Source organism: Pseudoalteromonas sp. MM1, from assembly GCF_030296835.1.
Classification (GTDB): domain Bacteria; phylum Pseudomonadota; class Gammaproteobacteria; order Enterobacterales; family Alteromonadaceae; genus Pseudoalteromonas.
In genome coordinates, this window is the sequence record NZ_AP027923.1 from 440,867 (window position 1) to 459,359 (window position 18,493).

The window sequence follows — 18,493 nt, forward strand, 5'->3', positions numbered from 1 at the left end:
GTAACCAGTAGAAGGGTGATGTGATTAAACGCTTAAGTGTACTTTTTATATGGTTTAGCTTATTAGCAACTTTGCTTTGTACGGCTTTGTATATTACTAAGCCTGAACTAAATGCTGATATGTTTAGTTTATTACCAAAATCACATTCTAAATTAGCTTATGGCGAAGAGGCGTTTTTTAAACAAAACGCTAACCGGATAATGTTTTCATTCACTGGTAATGATAAAAATTTAGCGCACGATGAACTCAAATCATGGCTTTCAACACACAATATTAATAGTAGCTTTGAGCTGCCAAGTATTGAGCAATTAACAGCAGTATTTTCTCCTTATAAATATGCATTACTTAGTGACAATTATAAATATAGAATTGCTGATAAAACGCGATTTGAGTCATTCTACCTTACTCAATTAAACCAATTAGGAAACCCATTCGTAAGTGCCACGATAAAAGCTGATATCAGCTTGAGCTTAGCAGCATTCATAGGCGATAGTTTAAAGCAAAGTCAGCTTTTTTCTTTAAAAGATGGGCGGTTAACCCGCAGTTTTAACCAATTAGATTACGTCGTTTTATTAGCGACAATTCCTGATGATGGCCTCTCAATTGAAGAGTCGATTAACCTTGCTAGCAACATTAAAAACAAGGTCGAAAGCTTAAAAATTGCATTCCCTCAAACGATTATTAGTTATTCAGGAGCGCTTTTTCATACTGCAGAAAATGCTCAGCAAGCTAAATATGAAATGAGCCTATTTGGTGGGCTTAGTATTTTAGCATTACTTTTAATGGTTTTTTGGGTGTTTAGAAAAGTAAGTAGTATCTTGCTTGCAAGCTTAACTGTGCTAAGTGCACTTGCAGGTGGTGCTGTGGCTATGGTGTTTCTCTTTAATACTATCCACTTATTAACACTTGTTTTTGCAGTAACATTAATAGGTATAGCTATTGATTATGCATTTCATGCAATGGCAGATTTAGCGTATGGCAATAGTTTGTACAAAAGTGGTAGGTTAACTAAGGGCACAAAAACAGCGCTACTTTTATCTTTTATTACAACGAGCTTGGGCTATAGCTGTTTGTTAGGTGCGCCAATTTCACTTTTATCGCAAGTAGCGGTGTTTGTAATTGCTGGACTTGCGAGTGCATGGTTATTTACTTTGATAATTATACCTACCTGGCAATCTAAGCTTAAGCTCTCAGAATTTAGTTTGATTAAAAGCCAGCAACTAGTTTATTTAATGGAGCATTTTAATCGTTATAAGCAATTAGTTTTTTTTGTATTGGGTTTAACGTTAATATTTTTATTTTATGTTAAGCCAATTACATTTAATAGCGATGTGCGTTTATTAAGTGCAAGCTCACAGCAACTAATGCTAAATGAAGAAAAACATTTAAATTTAATGGGGCAATTAAATAGCCAAATTGTATTTTTGTTTGCCCAAAATGCTGAACAATTACTGCAAAAACAAGAACTGTTAATTGATGATTTTAAAAGAGCTTATCCGGATCTTAAACACAATGGCATTAGCCGTTGGCTGCCAAGCGAAAAAGCGCAACAAAATAATTTAATTATTTTTAATCAAGCAATTAAAAAGGATGTATTTACTACTACCGAAACATATACAGGTGTAAAAGTTGAGTTAGCTAAGACAAAACTACTGAACTATGATGCTTTAATAAATAGTCATTTTTCAACTCTTTTAAGCACACAAATGTTCGTTGAACCAAATATCGCCGCTACTTGGTTTTCTGTATCTGGCATACCACAGGAAGAGGTTGCTTTGCGTGTCAGTGACTATAAAGACACATTTATATATAACAAGCCAAAGCAAATTAGTAACCTACTTGATAACTATAGCCAGTATTTATTATTTACATTGGCCATTGCCATTGCTGTTTGTTTTGTTTTATTTAGCTACAAGTTTGGCTTTCGGATTGCCAGTGTACAGGTGGTAACGATAAGTGCCAGTGTGTTGGGTATGCTTTGGGTTTGTAATATGGTGCAAGGAAGTATTTCAATTTTTAATTTGTTAGGAGGCTTACTCATTGTTGGTTTGGCGATAGATTATTTAGTCTTTTATCAAATAAACAAACTTACAGCTGTTAATGTGTTAGCGATCAGCTTGTCGGCTGCTTCTTCAATGTGTGTATTTGGCATGCTCGCCTTTTCGAATACACCCGCGATATTTAGTTTTGGCCTTACTGTTATGGTAGGGATTTTAACGGTATATTTTTTATCTCCATTAAGTGTATTAAAGTCTCAAAAGGAATAATAAGTTGAATAACTTTGAGCAGTACGATGTTGTAGTTATAGGAGCAGGGCCTTCAGGTGCTCTTGCTAGTAGCTTATTAGTGCAAAAGGGCTGGAAAGTGTTAATGCTTGAGCAGCAAGTGTTTCCTCGCTTTTCGATTGGTGAAAGTTTATTACCTCAATGCATGGAATATTTAGCAGAAGCTAAGCTAGTTAGCATAATACATGAGAACGCAGAAGAGCTCGGCTTTCAATTTAAAAATGGTGCGGCGTTTCATCGTGATGGTCAAAATACTGCTATAAATTTTACTGAAAAATTTAGCCCAGGCCCCGGTACTACGTTTCAAGTTAAAAGGGCTGATTTTGACAAGCTGCTTGCTGATAAAGCACAAGAACACGGAGTTGAAGTTCGCTATCAGCATAGTGTTATTGATTTTACTGATGAAGCGTTTGGTGCAACGTTACATGTGCAAAAAAATAATAAGCAGACATATAACGTAAAAGCTAAGTTCGTACTCGATGCGAGCGGCTTTGGCCGAGTTTTACCAAAACTTTTAAATTTAGAAAAACCTTCTACTTTTCCTGTGCGTAGTGCTTATTTTAGTCATTTTAAAGATGGGATTACTGACGAATTATTTGATAGGAATAAAATTTTAATAACCGTTCACCCTAAATTTAATGATGTGTGGTATTGGCTCATCCCCTTTAGTGATGGCACGTCCAGCATTGGGGTTGTGGCAAAGCAAGCACGGTTTAATGATGGTTGCGCAGCCGACACCTTAAAGCAGTTTATAGAGCAAGACCCTTATTTAAAAAACCTTTTAGTTAATCGCGAACCTATCACACAGGCACGAAGCATAAGTGGTTATTCAGCTAATGTAAGTACACTATACGGTAAGCACTTTGCTTTATTAGGCAATGCGGGCGAGTTTTTGGATCCGGTTTTTTCATCTGGAGTAACTATTGCACTAAAATCTGCTTATTTAATTGCCCCCCTTGTTGATGATTACTTAAAAGGAGAGGTAGTCGATTTTGAAGAATGTTATGCCAAGCCTTTACAGGCAGGGGTTGATTGTTTTAAAACCTTTGTCAAAGGTTGGTACGATAGTCGTTTTCAAGACGTTATTTTCTATTCAGAACAAAACTCGCAGGTACGTGAAATGATCAGTGCTATTTTAGCGGGTTACGCATGGGATAAAAATAACCCATTTGTAGCTCAAAGTGAGCGCCGCTTAAATGTATTAGCGCAGCTATGTCAAAATTAATCCCAGTGATTGAGGCTCATATCAGTTACTTTCTCAGATGTACTTTTATAGTTTTAGCGTGTGTTTATGTCACAGCATGTAGTAGCACGTATAAAAGCAGTGAGCGTGTTGATATTTTTGCAGCTACTACCCTTGATATTTCACATGTACCAGAGCAAATGTTTGATAAAAGTTGGCAGCATGTTTTATATATTAAAAACAACGAAAAAGAGCATACGTTATTAGCACAATTAGAAATAAACAAGCAGGGTACAATCAGTTTATTGTTAATGACTACACAAGGCTTACCTATTTTAACGCTCGAGAAATTAAATAATCAGCCACCAACAGTTTCTAAAATGATAGTAGGTGTTGATATAGACCCAGCTTATATATTGGCAGACATCGCATTAGTACATTGGCCTATATCATTTCTTAATGAGAAAATATCTGGGGCGCTTATAGAGCAGACTGGGGTACAAAGGCGTTTAGTAAAAGATAACCGCTCGGTTATTTTAATCGATTATACCGATAATAAAACGGTCCTAAATAATAGTGGACGACATTATCAAATTACATTTGAGAAGGTAAACCAGTGACTTTTTGGTTAAATGATTTAGGCATAGTAAGTGCCATGGGGATTGGCCTAAATGATACAGTTAATAGCTTAAATAACTTACAAAATAATGAGGCATCACTGCTTTTAAAAACTAAAGATTTAAGTACGGATAATCTGCCATTTTATGTTGGCCATGTTGACTCAGTTCCCCTAACTAACAAGCGCCGTATTGATACTTTAATTGATCTAGCGTTTGAGCAAATATCCCCAACACTTAAAACTTTTTCTCATATTGATAAATCGCGGGTTGCTGTTGTAATAGGTACAAGTACGTCAGGTGTGCATGATGGCGAACGAGCTCGAGCGACTCACGATAGGACAGGTGATTGGCCAAGTGATTTTTTATATGTTGATCAAGAACTTGCTACACCAGCTCACTATATAGCCCAAAAAATAGGAGCATTAGGCCCATGCTATAGCATTTCTACGGCGTGTACATCAAGTGCCAAAGCACTCATTAGCGCTAAGGCCTTACTGACTGCCGACTTAGCCGATATAGTAGTTTGTGGTGGTGTAGACAGCCTTTGTAAACTTACTATTAATGGATTTAATGCGCTAGCATCATTAAGCCCTAGCGTATGTAAGCCTTTTTGTGATTCTAGAGATGGCATTAATATAGGTGAGGGGGCTGCGTTATTTGTTATGAGTAAAGAAGCGCCAACAAATAATGGCGTTATGTTTTTAGGCGGAGGAGAAAGCTCTGATGCTCATCATATTTCGGCGCCAGATCCAAGTGGTAAAGGTGCTAAAGCGGCAATGAAAGCAGCTCTGGACGATGCTGACTTATTACCTAGTGATATTGACTATATAAATGCACACGGCACAGCAACAATTAAAAATGACGAAATGGAAGCCCTTGCAATTAATAGTGTGTTTGGCAACAATACACCGCTTAGCTCCAGTAAGTACTTAACTGGGCACACTTTAGGTGCTGCGGGCGCAATTGAAGCGGGGATCTGCTGGCTATTACTCAGAGGAAGTGGCGACATTACTTTGCCATATAATAAGTCCACAAAAACAAATAAGCTGGCTGATGTTAATATTATAAGGCATGCAAGTACGGCTAAATTAAATTACTGTTTATCAAACTCATTTGCGTTTGGTGGTAATAATGCAAGTTTAATTTTAGGTACTCATAATGAATAATTATTCTATAGAGCAAGTTGTACCTCATGATTCACCTATGATTTTAATTGATCAGCTAGTTGATTATAGTGACGAAAATGCAACCTGCTCTGTGACTATTACACCTCAAAGCCCTTTTTATAGTGAGCAAATTGAGGGAGTGCCAAGTTACATTGGTGTTGAGTATATGGCTCAGTCTATTGCGGCTTATGCGGGGGCTTTAGCTAAGGATATTAATGAAGCTGTTAAAATCGGTTTTTTAATCGGTACTCGAAAATATAAAACACATCAGGCCACATTTTACAAAAGCAGCACATTGACTATTTTTGTTCAAAAGCTTTACCAAGAAGAATCTGGATTAAGTGTGTTTGAATGCCAGATAACTGAAAATAAAAAAATACTTTGTGATGCAAAAATAAATGTATTTCAGCCAGAAAATCCGCTGAAATTTATAAGAGAAAACCAATGAAAAAAAGAATTTTAGTGACCGGTTCTAGCCGGGGTATAGGCAAGGCTATTGCACTTAAACTTGCAACTCAAGGCTATGACATTGCAGTTCATTGCAGAAATGGTTTAGAGCAAGCACAACAAACCTGTGAAGAAATACACGCACTAGGACAAAGTACAACACTATTACAGTTTGACGTATGTGATAGAGCTTCAGCAAAACAACAAATTGAACAAGATATTACAGACAACGGTGCTTACTACGGTGTTGTGTGTAACGCCGGAATTACCAACGATATGGCTTTTCCTGCAATGCAGGGTGATGATTGGGATAGCGTAATTAGGACGGGGTTAGATGGTTTTTATAATGTTGTGCACCCAACCGTCATGCCCATGGTACAAACTCGAAAAGGTGGACGCATTATTACTATGGCTTCAGTGTCGGGTATTGCGGGCAACCGAGGACAAGTAAATTACAGCGCAGCGAAAGCAGGTATTATTGGTGCAACTAAAGCACTGTCGCTTGAACTTGCTAAACGAAAAATTACAGTTAATTGCGTAGCTCCTGGATTAATTGAAACAGCAATGACTGATGAACTGCCTGTTGATGATATGATGAAAATGATTCCGCTTAAACGTATGGGTACAGTGAATGAAGTTGCTGGCACGGTTGCATTTTTAATGTCTGATGATGCTGCATACATTACTCGCCAAGTTATTTCAGTTAACGGCGGGATGGTGTAATGAAACGTGTTGTAGTTACAGGGATGTCGGTTATAACCGCATTAGGTGATGATTGGGATGAATTTAAAAGCGCATTGATTAATGGTGAAAATGCCGTTGTTACTATGAATGAGTGGGAGAAAGCTGATGGGCTTAATACGCGGCTAGCTGCCCCAATCACTCATTTTGAAAAGCCTAGCCATTATAAGCGTAAGCAAATTCGTTCAATGGGGCGAGTGGCACTGATGTCAACGCGTGCAACTGAGCGTGCGCTTGAGCAAGCTGATTTACTTGACCATAAAAGTCTTACCGATGGCTCTACCGGTGTAGCATATGGCTCATCCACCGGCTCAACTCCGCCGCTTCTCGCATTTGCCAATATGATGGAAAGTGGTTCAATGTCTGGTGTTACAGCGACCAGTTATATTCAAATGATGGCGCATACTGCGCCAGTTAACGTTGGTGTTTTTTTTGGTATAAAAGGGCGGGTAATAACCACAAGTTCGGCATGTACATCTGGCTCCCAAGGTATTGGCTACGCTTATGAGGCAATTAAGTTTGGTCGTCAAAAAGTAATGGTAGCAGGGGGAGCTGAAGAACTTTGTATTACGGAAGCGGCAGTTTTCGATACGCTTTATGCGACAAGTATTAAAAATGACACCCCTAAAAATACACCACGCCCATTTGATAAAAGCCGTGACGGTTTAGTTATTGGTGAAGGCGCCGGTACCTTAATACTTGAAGAGTATGAACATGCTAAAGCTAGAGGGGCAAATATATTAGCGGAGGTTGTTGGTTTTGGCTGTAACTCAGACGGCCAACATGTCACTCAACCATCTTCAGATACCATGCAAATTGCTATTGAAATGGCACTGCAAGATGCAAATTTAGCAGCCGACAAAATAGGTTATGTTAATGCTCATGGAACCTCAACTGATAGAGGCGATATTGCTGAATCACATGCAACATTTAACGCCTTAGGTGCCAAACCAATTAGCTCTTTAAAAAGTTATTTAGGGCATACTTTAGGCGCGTGTGGCGCAATTGAAGCATGGGCTAGTATTAATATGATGAGGGATAATTGGTTTGCGCCTACAATAAACTTAACAGAGGTAGATGCTGATTGCGCTGAACTAGATTACATTCAGTCTCAAGGCCGTGAAATTAACACCGATTATGTAATGAGTAATAATTTTGCATTTGGGGGTATTAATACTTCTTTGATTTTTAAGCGCTATAAATCAGCTTAAATTTTCTAATAATGAGGATTCACTAACTGTTTTCTCATTTTTGCTGTATAATTTGCGACCCTTGATAAATGTGGCCGCAGGTTATACAGCATGAATTTTAAATCTTTTAGTTTTTCCCCTGAACTTATTCAGGCGTTAGACGAACTTAATTACCACACCCTTACGCCCATTCAGCGTTCAGCTATTCCAGCTGTTCGTAAAGGTAAAGACGTTTTAGCAAGTGCCCAAACCGGCACGGGTAAAACGGCAGCGTTTGCTTTACCTATCATCCAAAAATTAGTTGAATCTGAGCTAAGCACAAGCAATGCTCCGCACGCGTTAGTGCTTGCGCCAACGCGTGAGCTGGCAGAGCAAATAGCAAATAACTTTAAAGCCTATGCAAAACATACTCCTTTAAAAGTAGTGAGCCTATTTGGCGGTGTTAATACCGCAGGCCAAGCAAATGCACTTAAAGACGGCGTAGATGTTGTAGTTGCAACCCCAGGGCGTTTACTTGATCATATTCGTTTAGGTAATTTAAGCCTAGCAAGTGTTAAACACTTAGTACTTGATGAAGCCGACCGTATGCTTGATATGGGCTTTATTGAAGACATGCAAAGTGTAATTAAAAGCTGTGATGAACAGCGCCAAATTTTACTTTTCTCGGCTACCTTCCCCGCAGCTATTAAGCAGTTTGCAGCAAAAGTACTAAAACAGCCTGAAATTGTTCGTGTTGATCAAACCAACAGTACAGCAAGTACGGTACAGCATGTTGTTTACCCAGTCGAAGAGCGACGTAAGCAAGAGCTACTTTCTGAGCTTATTGGTAAAAAGAACTGGCAACAGGTACTTGTGTTTGTAAACATGAAAGAAACGGCGGATGAGCTGGTTAAAGAGCTTAACCTTGATGGTATTCCTGCTACCGTATGTCATGGTGATAAATCGCAAGGTAACCGCCGACGTGCACTTCGTGAATTTAAAGAAGGCAAAGTACGTGTTTTAGTGGCTACCGAAGTTGCTGCACGTGGTATTGATATTGAAGGCTTACCACGAGTCATTAATATTGATTTACCGTGGCTTGCAGAAGATTACGTTCACCGCATTGGCCGTACAGGTCGTGCTGGCAACCAAGGCCAAGCTATTTCGTTTGTAAGCCGCGAAGAAGAAAACACTTTATTTGAAATAGAGTCGTTAATTGGCCAAAAAATCAAGCGTGTTTACTTAGAGGGCTATGAAGTAAGTAGCCGTGAAGTACTTATTGATAAAATAGGTAAAAAGCCAGCGCATTTACGTCGTAGCCGTACTAATAAGCCAACAGGCCAAGCAACAGGCGAAGCACGTGCGGTAAATCGTTCACGTATTTCAAATGTGCGTAAAAGCTTAAAAGGTGCCAAACTTACCCTTAAAAAGTAAGTTTACAAATTTTAGCACCTATAAAAAACCTGAGTTTACTCAGGTTTTTTTATGCTTTAATGTAACCCAAGGTTTAAACAAAAAAACCTCACAAAGTGAGGTTTTTCGCTGAACAACTTAAAAAGTGGTTTAAGCGTTTTCAATCATCGAAAGTGCAACGGCTTCAGCCGCTTTAATACCATCAATACCGGCAGATAAAATACCGCCTGCGTAGCCTGCGCCTTCACCCGCTGGGTATAAACCTTTAGTATTTATGCTTTGGAAGCTTCTATCGCGCTTGATACTAATAGGTGAAGATGTTCGAGTTTCTACTCCTGTTAATAAACCGTCGTTTGTAGAAAAACCACGAATTTGCTTATTAAAGGCTGGAATGGCTTCGCGTATTGCATCGATAGCAAACTGCGGAAGCACATTTGCTAAATCGGTGAGTTTTATTCCTGGTGTAAACGACGGTTGTACATCACCTAAATCTCCCGATGCTTTTCCTTTTAAAAAGTCGCCAATTAACTGTGCTGGTGCATCGTAGTTGCTACCGCCTAATACATAGGCTTGCTCTTCTAGTTTACGTTGCAAGTCAATGCCGGCAAGCGGGTGACCAGGGAAGTCTTTTTCAGGTGTAATACCTACTACAATGGCACTATTTGCATTGCGCTCACTACGAGAGTACTGGCTCATACCGTTTGTTACTACGCGGCCTTCCTCAGAGGTGGCGGCTACAACAGTACCTCCTGGGCACATACAAAAGCTGTACACTGTGCGGCCGTTATCACAATGGTGAACAAGCTTATAATCAGCAGAGCCTAAAATGGGGTTACCCGCGTTAGGCCCAAAACGACACTCATCAATCATCGATTGCTTGTGCTCGATTCTAAAGCCAACAGAAAACGGTTTAGCCTCTACATAAATGCCTTTATCGTGAATCATTTTAAAGGTATCACGGGCGCTATGTCCCACAGCAAGTACTACATGGCGGGTATTTAGCGTTTCACCGTTTGAAAGCGTCAAACCAGTTACTTGCCCATCATCTATATGAATATCGTCTACGCGGGTACTGAAGCGGATTTCGCCACCAAGTTCAATAATACGCGCGCGCATTTTTTCAATCATGGTAACAAGTTTAAATGTACCAATGTGTGGTTTACTTACGTATAAAATTTCACTGGGTGCGCCAGCTTCTACAAATTCGGTGATAACTTTACGCCCGTAATGTTTTGGATCTTTTACTTGGCTGTATAGTTTACCGTCTGAAAATGTACCAGCGCCTCCCTCGCCAAACTGCACATTAGACTCTGTATTAAGGGTACGTTTTCGCCAAAAGCCAAAGGTGTCTTTGGTGCGTTCACGTACCTCTTTACCGCGCTCTAAAATAACAGGATTAAAACCCATTTGAGCCAGCACTAAGCCCGCAAATAATCCACACGGGCCAAAGCCAATTACTACAGGGCGCTCAGTAAGGTTAGCGGGGGCGTGGGCAACAAATTTGTATGAAGTATCAGGTGCTGGTTTTACGTGCTGATCTTTTGCAAATGCGTTTAACAGCGTCTCTTCGTTATCTACTTCAATATCAAGGGTATAAATAAGCATAATAGCCGTTTTTTTACGTGCATCGTACCCACGTTTAAACACATTGTAGCTATGTAGCTGCGCTGGCTGTATTTTTAGTTTATCAACTATGGCTTGGCCTATAGCGTCTTCGTTATGATCAAGCGGCAGCTTTATTTCGGTTAAACGTATCATTATTATCTCTTTTAGGTGTCTTAGCGGTAATAGTATCCGCTCACAATAAGAAGTGTAGGGCACGTAATGGCTATACATTAAGGGCGCATATATTACGTTAAATTGACCGCAGATGGCACATATTTATTGTGTTTTTAATGGGGTTGGGTATGATCCTCGCTTTAGATAATTAATTACTAGGTTTAAACTATTATGGCGTTTGTGGTCACCGAAAACTGTATTAAGTGTAAATACACAGATTGTGTGGCGGTGTGCCCTGCAGATGCCTTTTACGAAGGCCCTAACTTTTTAGCAATAAGCCCTATTGATTGCATAGATTGTGGATTATGCGTACCAGAGTGCCCAGCTGAAGCAATTTACCAAGAAGACGAGCTGCCAGAAGACCAAAAAGAGTTTACCGAGCTTAATGCTGAGCTTGCATTGGTGTGGCCACGCATTGTTGAAGTAAAACCAGCGCCCACTGATGCCGATAGTTGGAATGGCGTTGCTGATAAGCTTAAATTAATCGAAACCTAGCTTTTAAGTTAAGCCTTTAATATTAATTAGTTAAAAAAGCTATTGTTTTTAGTATCAAGCTATTAACAAATGTACAGACTTAAATTACACTGCATAAATAAGTTTACCTTTTAAGGGTAAACACGTCTAAATGGATGTTTATGCAGTACTTAATAATTATAAAAAAACAATGCCGTGCTTTATTCCCTTTCTTATTAGCACTTTTATTTTCTAACCACCTTTATGCCAGTGAAAAACAGCAGCATTCTCTTGTACATATAAATGCAGATATTACTGTAGATGGCGTACTAGATGAGCCCCATTGGCAAAATGCCACTTTACTCCCTATAGCATTTCAAGATGAGCCTAACGAAAAGGGCACCCCACCGGTTAAAACCGATGCTTACATGTATGAGGATGGCAGCAACTTATATGTTGCATTTGTAGCCGAAGATCCACAGCCGAGTGAAATAACAGCTTCTCTACGCGACAGAGATACGCTTTGGCAAGATGATACGGTTATTTTAATTATTGATACTTTTAACGATGAACGCTCAGCTTACGAATTTTATGTAAACCCATTGGGTGCACAAGGTGATACGCGAATGAGTGACACCGATGGCTGGCAATCAGACCCCTCTTGGGATGCAATATGGGATAGTGCAGGGCAAATTACCGACCAAGGGTATGTGGTTGAAATGCGCATACCTTTTAAAGCGCTGAGATTTCCTGAAAATCAAACAGATTTAACATGGGGCTTTGCCCTTATGCGAAATTACCAACGTGATGTACTGTATCAGCTTTCAAATATGGGGTTTGACCGAGATATCAAATGCAGTTTATGTCAGTTTGATAAATTAATTGGTTTTAAAAATATAAAAGCCAGCAAAAACCTGCAATTAACCCCCACGCTTACGGCGCTCAGAAATGACTCAAAGCCTACTTTGCCGGGGCAGTGGGATAATGGTGATATAGACACCGAAGCTGGCCTTGATTTACGTTGGGGGGTTACACAAGATGCGGTAATTAATGCCACTATAAACCCCGACTTTTCGCAAATAGAGAGTGATGCATTAGAGCTTGATGTAAACACCACGTACTCAATTTATTATGCTGAAAAAAGGCCGTTTTTTTTAGATGGCGCATCCTACTTTAAAAGCAGTTTGTTTGAACTGTTGTATACCCGCACCATTGCAGAGCCTGAAATAGGGGCAAAATTAACAGGTAAAACAGGGCAACATAGCTATGCATTTATGTATGCCGATGACAATAATAGCACTATTTTATTGCCTACAAATCAAGGCTCTGGTTTTGCAATTTTAGAGGATAAAACCCACGCAGCAGCGGCACGTTATCAATACGATATTGGCCAACAAGGCACTATAGGGCTAAGTACGACCCACCGCGAAAACGATGATTACTATAATACAGTGCTTTCTGTCGATGGCAGCTACTGGTTTAATCAATCTGATCTGCTCACTTATCAAGTGGCTACAACAGATTCTAAAAACTCTGACTTTTTAACAAGTAGCTATAACTTATCTAAAACTCAATCTGATGAAGCGTACGCTTTAGAGTTTACTCGTGATAAACGTGACTACAATTTGTTTGCTAGCTACGAAAATATAGGTAAAGACTATCGCACTGACTTAGGTTATCAAGAAAAAGTAGATTATGAGAACGTAGGCTTTGGCGGAGGCCAAACCTGGTACGCAGATGAGTCTGGCTTATTAACGTCATGGTCTTATGAGGCTGATTGGGATAAAACATGGGCGCAAAATGGCGACCTACTTGAAGAAGAATACCAAGGGTTTATAACATTAAAAGGGCAAAAGCAGTCTATTTTTGAAATTGGCTTACTGCATCGTTATGAAAACTATAATGATGCTTTTTATAACCAAAATATTGGCTTTGTTTATACGGGCTTTAAACCTAAAAATAATATATGGCTTTCGTTTTATGGCGAGTATGGCAGCCGCATTGATTACGCTAACGAGCAAATTGGCGATTCGTATGCGACGCAAACGCAAGTTACGTGGGATATAAACGATCATTGGCAAGTAGACGCTACACATAACTACAGCATTTTAGATAACCCTCAAGGGGAGCGAGTTTATACTGCTAACTTATTAGATTTTAGGCTTTATTATAAATTTAGTATGCGCGCTATGCTCAAGCTTATATTGCAATTTGAAGACATTGATAGAAATAAAGATGCTTACTATTACCAAGTTAGTCACATTAATAAAGACTATGGCAGCCAATTAGTTTACTCGTACAAAATTAATGCTCAAACATTATTTTATTTAGGCTACTCAGATAAAAGCTATCAAGACGATTCCCTAAAACACGTTGAAAGAGATCAACGCACATTTTTTACAAAAGTGAGCTATGCATGGCAACTTTAAATAAACATAAAAGGATGAATATGAAAACAATAAAAATAACTATTGCAGGAGCAATGGTAGCTACTTTATCAGGTTGTGCTGCTAAGCAAGATATAACTCGCTTTGACACTGTGAAACCTGAAGTAGTTTGTATAGCTGAACATAAAGCAGTTAAAGAAGGTGTTGTTACTGCGATGGAAGAAGGGTTTGCAAAGCATAACGTTAAAACACGTGTAATTGCTGCTAACTATGTTTTAAAACATCAGGAATATCAAACTGAGTTACCCAATGCTGATATTTCAGGATGTAATGCTGTTGCTTATTACGTAGCTAACTGGCATTGGGATTTAGCTCTGTACATGTCATATGCAAATATTTGGGTTACTGACGCTAAAACGAATAAAAAGATTGCGCAAGCATCTTATCGCACTGGCGGTGGGCTAGATAAGTTTATAGATGCAAAGGAAAAAATTATCGAACTAATTGATGGCATGTATTAAATACTTACCATATTAGTTGTACAAACATTTTTAAGCTTAAGGTTTATTTTTATTCATCACACTCTATAATTAGCTAATTATTAAGCACTAATTTATTCTGTTAAAGTGCAGTTCTAAAAATTTTTAATAACTTAGGACTGCACTATGGCTTGCTTAGTACTAAAAACAGACGATATAATCGCCTTTTAGTAATGGGTTTATAGGATAAGTAATTTAGATGGATTTTATTGATGAATAAATTTAAACCCTTAGGCAGCATTTTTTTTGTATTTATCTTGTTTTGCTTTTGTTTAAACATCGAACTAACAAATCAAATTAACCGCATTAATTTATTCAACCCTGACATAGATTTACGCCACTTTGATATTGTAGATACAACGCTCGAAATGGCGCCTTGGTATAACCCTTTGCTTAATGGGCATTATTTAATACATCAGCCCTCTGCCGATTTTTTATTAGTTAAAACTACCGACACGGAATTTATAGCTGCAAACGCAACAAAACTTATTTTAATGACTTTAACCTCGCCAATAAACTTTATTTTGGTGTGTATGGTATTGTTTGTTGGCTTTTCGATTATTCGTAAAGAGCGTAGAAAAATATCTTATCAGCAACAAATTGCACAGCTAAATAACAATGCTAATCAATTGCTTGTTGCATTTAACTTACAACCCCAAAACGATAACCCATCAGGGCTTGGTAATTTAAGCCAGTCAATAAACAATTTAAACACCCATGTTGCTAATTATTTAAAGCAAACACAAACAAGTATCTGCCAAGATAAGCTAACCTTGCTTATTGATCGTCATGCTTATATTGAGCATATAGATAGGCAAATAAATTTTACTGATGAAGAGCAGCTTAAATGCGCCTTGTTGTTTATTGACCTAGATGGATTTAAACAAGTAAATGATTCGTTTGGCCACAGCTTTGGTGATGAAATTTTGGTGCAGGTTGCTACGCGCCTAGCCAATGTATTACGCCATCATAAGCTAAGTAATATTAATGGCGCTAATCAGTTAGAACAAAATTTATCACGTTTAGGCGGTGACGAATTTTCAATTTTTATTGAGTCAGTAGATAGCGATAATAAAGTGGTCGATATTGCTAAGCACGTACTCAGTGAACTTGAAAAAGACTTTGTACTAGGTAATAAAATAGTAAAAATTAGCGCCAGTATAGGAATAGCTACTTACCCAGAGAGCGCATCAACACCACAAGCACTATTACAGTTAGCGGATGTGGCAATGTACCGTGCAAAAAGCGATGGTAAAGGCATTTTTAAAGTGTACTCCCCAGAGATGGGTAATAAAATGCGCCGCTATCACTATTTATTAGAAGAGTTGCGTTTAGCGGTTGCATGTAAAGACTTTTACTTATCTTTTCAACCTATCGTTCATGTTGAAGATTGCATGATAGATTATTTTGAAGCGCTAACTCGTTGGGATCATCCAATTGAAGGGATGATTTCACCGGCGGAGTTTATACCTATTGCAGAAGAGTCTAATCTTATTTTAGAGCTTGGTGATTGGATTATGCATGAGTCCTGTAGGCAAATGGCCGCATGGCATAATGCTGGTATGCGTAAAGTAAAAATTTCGGTTAATGTATCAGGCGTGCAATTAAAGCACCGCTCAGTGTATGATTGGATAATGAAAAATCTAAAAAACACAGGCCTGCCATCGCATTCTTTAATGCTAGAAATAACGGAATCTACGTTTATTAAAGCCAGTAAAAGTATGATTGAAGAGCTTGAACGACTTCGTGGTGAAGGTGTGACAATTGCCATTGACGATTTTGGTACCGGCTTTAGTTCATTAAGTACATTGGCTGATTTACCCATTGATGTAATAAAAATAGACCGTTCGTTCATCTCTCAAGCCGATAAAAGTCCAAAGTACAATGACATCCTTAATACAATCAGCGAACTAGGTCAAAAGTTAGGACTTAAAATAGTAGCCGAGGGCGTAGAAGAGATTGAGCAGTTTGAACTCGTAAAACGCATGGGAGTAAGCTCTGTGCAAGGCTATTTGGTTAGTCGCCCAGAATCATCTATCAATGTGGGTAACAAAGTGTTACGTAAAAATACCGCTAATTTATCTGCAGCGGGTACCAGCGCCTGGGAAATAGAAGGTTAGAGCCTGTTTATTATGTAAGGTAATGTAGGGTTTTTGGCTAGGCTATACGATGAAATTCAACTACCTATAGGCAATGAAGTTGAGCATTCACTGGCGCAACTATGTAGGCTCTGATACGTTAAACCCTATATTGCGCTAATCGCCCCTAAATAAAGCAAAGTTTTTTGGGTAATAGCCTGAAAAATAAGTAAAAAAATGCCACTTTTAAAAGTGGCATTTTTGTTTGTAGAATCTAATAACTACAATTTTATAAATCGAATGTGCGTGATATAGCAAGTACTATACGCTCATCAGCGTAATCGTAATCTAAGCTTGTATCTTCGGCAGCAATCTCAATGCCAAACCCTTCGTAGCTAGTTTGATACGCTAAGCGGTAATGTTTGTATGATTTCTTTTGGTTTACATCCCATGCCCACTTTTCGCCATCAAGTGAATTTGAAATATCAAAGCTTGCACGAATTGCATGGTTTGGGGCAATTTCAAAGGTGTGCGCAATCATAGAGATAACATGGCCTGCGCCTGTACCAAAGTAATCCCAGCTATACCAAAAGTTAAGCTCCGTTTGGCCATACTCACTTGCATAGCCAAATTTTGTGTAGGCTTCTGCGTAGTTACCATCGCTGTTATTACCTTGATATGTGTAATAAGCAATGCCGTAATCTGCGCTAACCTTGTCAGTTAATTGCACGTATTTACCTAAGTAGGCATCAAGTTCAAAGTCAGTGTCATCACCAAAATCGACATTAGAAGCCCATGCACCTGCGTAAACACCGCTGTCGAATGCGTAATCAAGGCTTGCTTGAATTGCAGGGTCGCTATCTGTTTGTGTTACACCGTTAAAGGTATAGTCAGATGCCGCTGTAATGGTTGTTGACCAGTTCGCTGTTGCAGTTGTTGATAAAAGCGCGAAAGGCAGTGCTACTGCAAGTTGTTTTAGTTTGTTATTCATTGTTGATCCCTAATGTACAGTTTCTATTTTTGTGTAGTCAATTTTGTTTGCTTTTGGCGAACTATCTATGTTGTTAACTGTTTTAAATTTGCTGTAGCCAATAAATGCAGCACAGGCAAAAAATAGTGCGATTACTAACGCGCCAACCCACTGAATTTGTAAAAACTCTAGCTTAAACAATAGGGTTAGTAACGAAAGGGCAACAATATTGAGTATCATATAGTTCATTTTACCTAAACGTTTAACCGTTAAGTTAAGGTTATCTGTGTATAAGCGTATTAATGAATCAAGCGAATTAATTACAAACACGATACCAACAAACACCATAGCAAAGTTTTTAATCCCCGCTGTTGAAATACCCATTTCGTGGTAGTGATAAAGTACGCTAAACCAAATTGCAATTGGGATAGAAGGGAATATCAACATTGCACCTAATACTTGGTATGTTTTAAGGCCGCCAACAAAACGAGATGTAAATTGGCCAATCATAATGCTCCAGGCAAACCACCAAAACAGGTAAAACTCATGATAATCGTTAAGTGGTAAAACAAACTCATTTATATTGGCAAAGTAAGTACCTATTTCCGCAAGGTTATTAGTAAATGCCGACATTTCGCTGTCACCAACAACAAATGCACCAACCCACATAAAGGCAATTAACGCAATAAATAACCAGGTTGTAGAAATGCTTAAAAAACGTACATATTTAATATCTGTACTTGAATACACTGCAAAGCAAATAGCCGCAAATACAATTAAATAAAAGGTGGGTATAACGCTTGACCCATCGCCCAGCTCAGGTAAATACCACGGTAAATTAGAAAGCAGTAAGTAAGCTGTAAAGGCACATGTGCCAATAATAACTACGTTATTAATGAATTTTACCCATGAAATTTCGAAAAATTTAACTTTGGGCTCTATTACACAGAAATAAAAACACGTAAGAAAGTAAAATCCCCAGATCAAGAATCCCCAGTAGCCAAACTCAATAGCCAGTGGGTTTGCAAACGCGTATTCTGGGCTTGCTTTTATGTCTGCATAACCTGCAAATTCGGTTAATGGAAACATGATTAGGCCAACGTCTAGGCCTGAGGTAAATAAGATTGCGATAAAGGTAAAAGTTCTCACTGGTGTTACGCCTACTACGCGTACGTTACCCCATTTAAATAAAATAGTAATAACAGCAAGTAGCGTAAATATAATGCCAGCACTAAGCCATATAGTCATTATCGCCCTCCCAAA

Annotated in this window: 15 protein-coding genes; 12 read left to right on the forward strand and 3 right to left on the reverse strand. The window is 38.6% G+C overall.

The annotated features are described in order from the left end of the window. The first annotated feature begins 20 nt into the window (after positions 1–20). The 8 genes from QUE46_RS18625 to QUE46_RS18660 all read left to right on the forward strand — a co-directional run bounded on the left by QUE46_RS18625 (position 21) and on the right by QUE46_RS18660 (position 9,045). Positions 21–2,267: a transporter gene (locus QUE46_RS18625; RefSeq protein ID WP_286247930.1), complete on the forward strand. Its 2,247-nt coding sequence runs from the start codon at positions 21–23 to the stop codon at positions 2,265–2,267. 4 nt (positions 2,268–2,271) lie between these two features. Continuing rightward, the gene (locus QUE46_RS18630) at positions 2,272–3,510 is read left to right on the forward strand and encodes an NAD(P)/FAD-dependent oxidoreductase (protein ID WP_286247931.1); all 1,239 of its coding nucleotides are present in this window, start codon (positions 2,272–2,274) and stop codon (positions 3,508–3,510) included. Further along, complete coding sequence (locus QUE46_RS18635; protein WP_286247932.1) at positions 3,498–4,088, forward strand: DUF3261 domain-containing protein; 591 nt, start codon at positions 3,498–3,500, stop codon at positions 4,086–4,088. The genes QUE46_RS18630 and QUE46_RS18635 overlap by 13 nt, the downstream gene beginning before the upstream one ends. Next, positions 4,085–5,254 carry a beta-ketoacyl-ACP synthase gene (locus QUE46_RS18640; RefSeq protein ID WP_286247934.1) on the forward strand — a complete coding sequence of 390 codons (1,170 nt, stop codon included), beginning with the start codon at positions 4,085–4,087 and terminating at the stop codon, positions 5,252–5,254. The genes QUE46_RS18635 and QUE46_RS18640 overlap by 4 nt, the downstream gene beginning before the upstream one ends. After that, positions 5,247–5,702: a hotdog family protein gene (locus QUE46_RS18645; RefSeq protein WP_286247936.1), complete on the forward strand. Its 456-nt coding sequence runs from the start codon at positions 5,247–5,249 to the stop codon at positions 5,700–5,702. The genes QUE46_RS18640 and QUE46_RS18645 overlap by 8 nt, the downstream gene beginning before the upstream one ends. Beyond that, a complete protein-coding gene (fabG, locus tag QUE46_RS18650) occupies positions 5,699–6,424 on the forward strand; it encodes a 3-oxoacyl-ACP reductase FabG (RefSeq protein WP_286247939.1) in 726 nt (241 codons plus the stop codon). Before QUE46_RS18645 ends, fabG begins: the two co-directional genes overlap by 4 nt. Then, on the forward strand, positions 6,424–7,653 hold the full coding sequence (locus QUE46_RS18655) for a beta-ketoacyl-ACP synthase (RefSeq protein ID WP_286247941.1): 1,230 nt from the start codon (positions 6,424–6,426) through the stop codon (positions 7,651–7,653). Before fabG ends, QUE46_RS18655 begins: the two co-directional genes overlap by 1 nt. A gap of 90 nt (positions 7,654–7,743) precedes the next feature. Then, on the forward strand, positions 7,744–9,045 hold the full coding sequence (locus tag QUE46_RS18660) for a DEAD/DEAH box helicase (protein WP_286247943.1): 1,302 nt from the start codon (positions 7,744–7,746) through the stop codon (positions 9,043–9,045). A gap of 129 nt (positions 9,046–9,174) precedes the next feature. On the opposite strand, the gene QUE46_RS18665 is transcribed toward QUE46_RS18660, so the two are convergent. After that, complete coding sequence (locus tag QUE46_RS18665) at positions 9,175–10,782, reverse strand: NAD(P)/FAD-dependent oxidoreductase (RefSeq protein WP_286247944.1); 1,608 nt, start codon at positions 10,780–10,782, stop codon at positions 9,175–9,177. 192 nt (positions 10,783–10,974) lie between these two features. Between QUE46_RS18665 and fdxA the strand changes: the two genes are divergently transcribed. The 4 genes from fdxA to QUE46_RS18685 all read left to right on the forward strand — a co-directional run bounded on the left by fdxA (position 10,975) and on the right by QUE46_RS18685 (position 16,302). Continuing rightward, positions 10,975–11,298 carry a ferredoxin FdxA gene (gene fdxA, locus QUE46_RS18670; RefSeq protein WP_055019086.1) on the forward strand — a complete coding sequence of 108 codons (324 nt, stop codon included), beginning with the start codon at positions 10,975–10,977 and terminating at the stop codon, positions 11,296–11,298. Between the two features lie 140 nt (positions 11,299–11,438). Then, positions 11,439–13,685 (forward strand): carbohydrate binding family 9 domain-containing protein, encoded by a 2,247-nt coding sequence (locus QUE46_RS18675; RefSeq protein ID WP_286247946.1) that lies wholly within the window; start codon positions 11,439–11,441, stop codon positions 13,683–13,685. Positions 13,686–13,705: 20 nt separating this feature from the next. Continuing rightward, complete coding sequence (locus QUE46_RS18680) at positions 13,706–14,164, forward strand: Sbal_3080 family lipoprotein (protein WP_286247948.1); 459 nt, start codon at positions 13,706–13,708, stop codon at positions 14,162–14,164. A gap of 230 nt (positions 14,165–14,394) precedes the next feature. After that, positions 14,395–16,302: a bifunctional diguanylate cyclase/phosphodiesterase gene (locus QUE46_RS18685; protein WP_286247949.1), complete on the forward strand. Its 1,908-nt coding sequence runs from the start codon at positions 14,395–14,397 to the stop codon at positions 16,300–16,302. 247 nt (positions 16,303–16,549) lie between these two features. Here the strand turns inward: QUE46_RS18685 and QUE46_RS18690 are convergent, their stop codons facing one another. Both QUE46_RS18690 and QUE46_RS18695 read right to left on the reverse strand, forming a co-directional pair. Further along, the gene (locus QUE46_RS18690) at positions 16,550–17,251 is read right to left on the reverse strand and encodes a TorF family putative porin (protein WP_286247952.1); all 702 of its coding nucleotides are present in this window, start codon (positions 17,249–17,251) and stop codon (positions 16,550–16,552) included. Positions 17,252–17,260: 9 nt separating this feature from the next. Further along, positions 17,261–18,478, reverse strand: a complete 1,218-nt coding sequence (locus QUE46_RS18695) for a BCCT family transporter (protein WP_286247954.1) — start codon at positions 18,476–18,478, stop codon at positions 17,261–17,263. Between the last annotated feature and the right edge of the window lie 15 nt (positions 18,479–18,493).

Bases quoted from the DNA above. Each gene is read 5' to 3' on its own strand.
- QUE46_RS18635 (WP_286247932.1), top strand. From the start codon at position 3,498: ATGTCAAAATTAATCCCAGTGATTGAGGCTCATATCAGTTACTTTCTC.
- QUE46_RS18645 (WP_286247936.1), top strand. From the start codon at position 5,247: ATGAATAATTATTCTATAGAGCAAGTTGTACCTCATGATTCACCTATG.
- fabG (WP_286247939.1), top strand. From the start codon at position 5,699: ATGAAAAAAAGAATTTTAGTGACCGGTTCTAGCCGGGGTATAGGCAAG.
- QUE46_RS18655 (WP_286247941.1), top strand. From the start codon at position 6,424: ATGAAACGTGTTGTAGTTACAGGGATGTCGGTTATAACCGCATTAGGT.
- QUE46_RS18660 (WP_286247943.1), top strand. From the start codon at position 7,744: ATGAATTTTAAATCTTTTAGTTTTTCCCCTGAACTTATTCAGGCGTTA.
- QUE46_RS18665 (WP_286247944.1), bottom strand. From the start codon at position 10,782: ATGATACGTTTAACCGAAATAAAGCTGCCGCTTGATCATAACGAAGAC.
- fdxA (WP_055019086.1), top strand. From the start codon at position 10,975: ATGGCGTTTGTGGTCACCGAAAACTGTATTAAGTGTAAATACACAGAT.
- QUE46_RS18675 (WP_286247946.1), top strand. From the start codon at position 11,439: ATGCAGTACTTAATAATTATAAAAAAACAATGCCGTGCTTTATTCCCT.
- QUE46_RS18680 (WP_286247948.1), top strand. From the start codon at position 13,706: ATGAAAACAATAAAAATAACTATTGCAGGAGCAATGGTAGCTACTTTA.
- QUE46_RS18685 (WP_286247949.1), top strand. From the start codon at position 14,395: ATGAATAAATTTAAACCCTTAGGCAGCATTTTTTTTGTATTTATCTTG.
- QUE46_RS18690 (WP_286247952.1), bottom strand. From the start codon at position 17,251: ATGAATAACAAACTAAAACAACTTGCAGTAGCACTGCCTTTCGCGCTT.
- QUE46_RS18695 (WP_286247954.1), bottom strand. From the start codon at position 18,478: ATGACTATATGGCTTAGTGCTGGCATTATATTTACGCTACTTGCTGTT.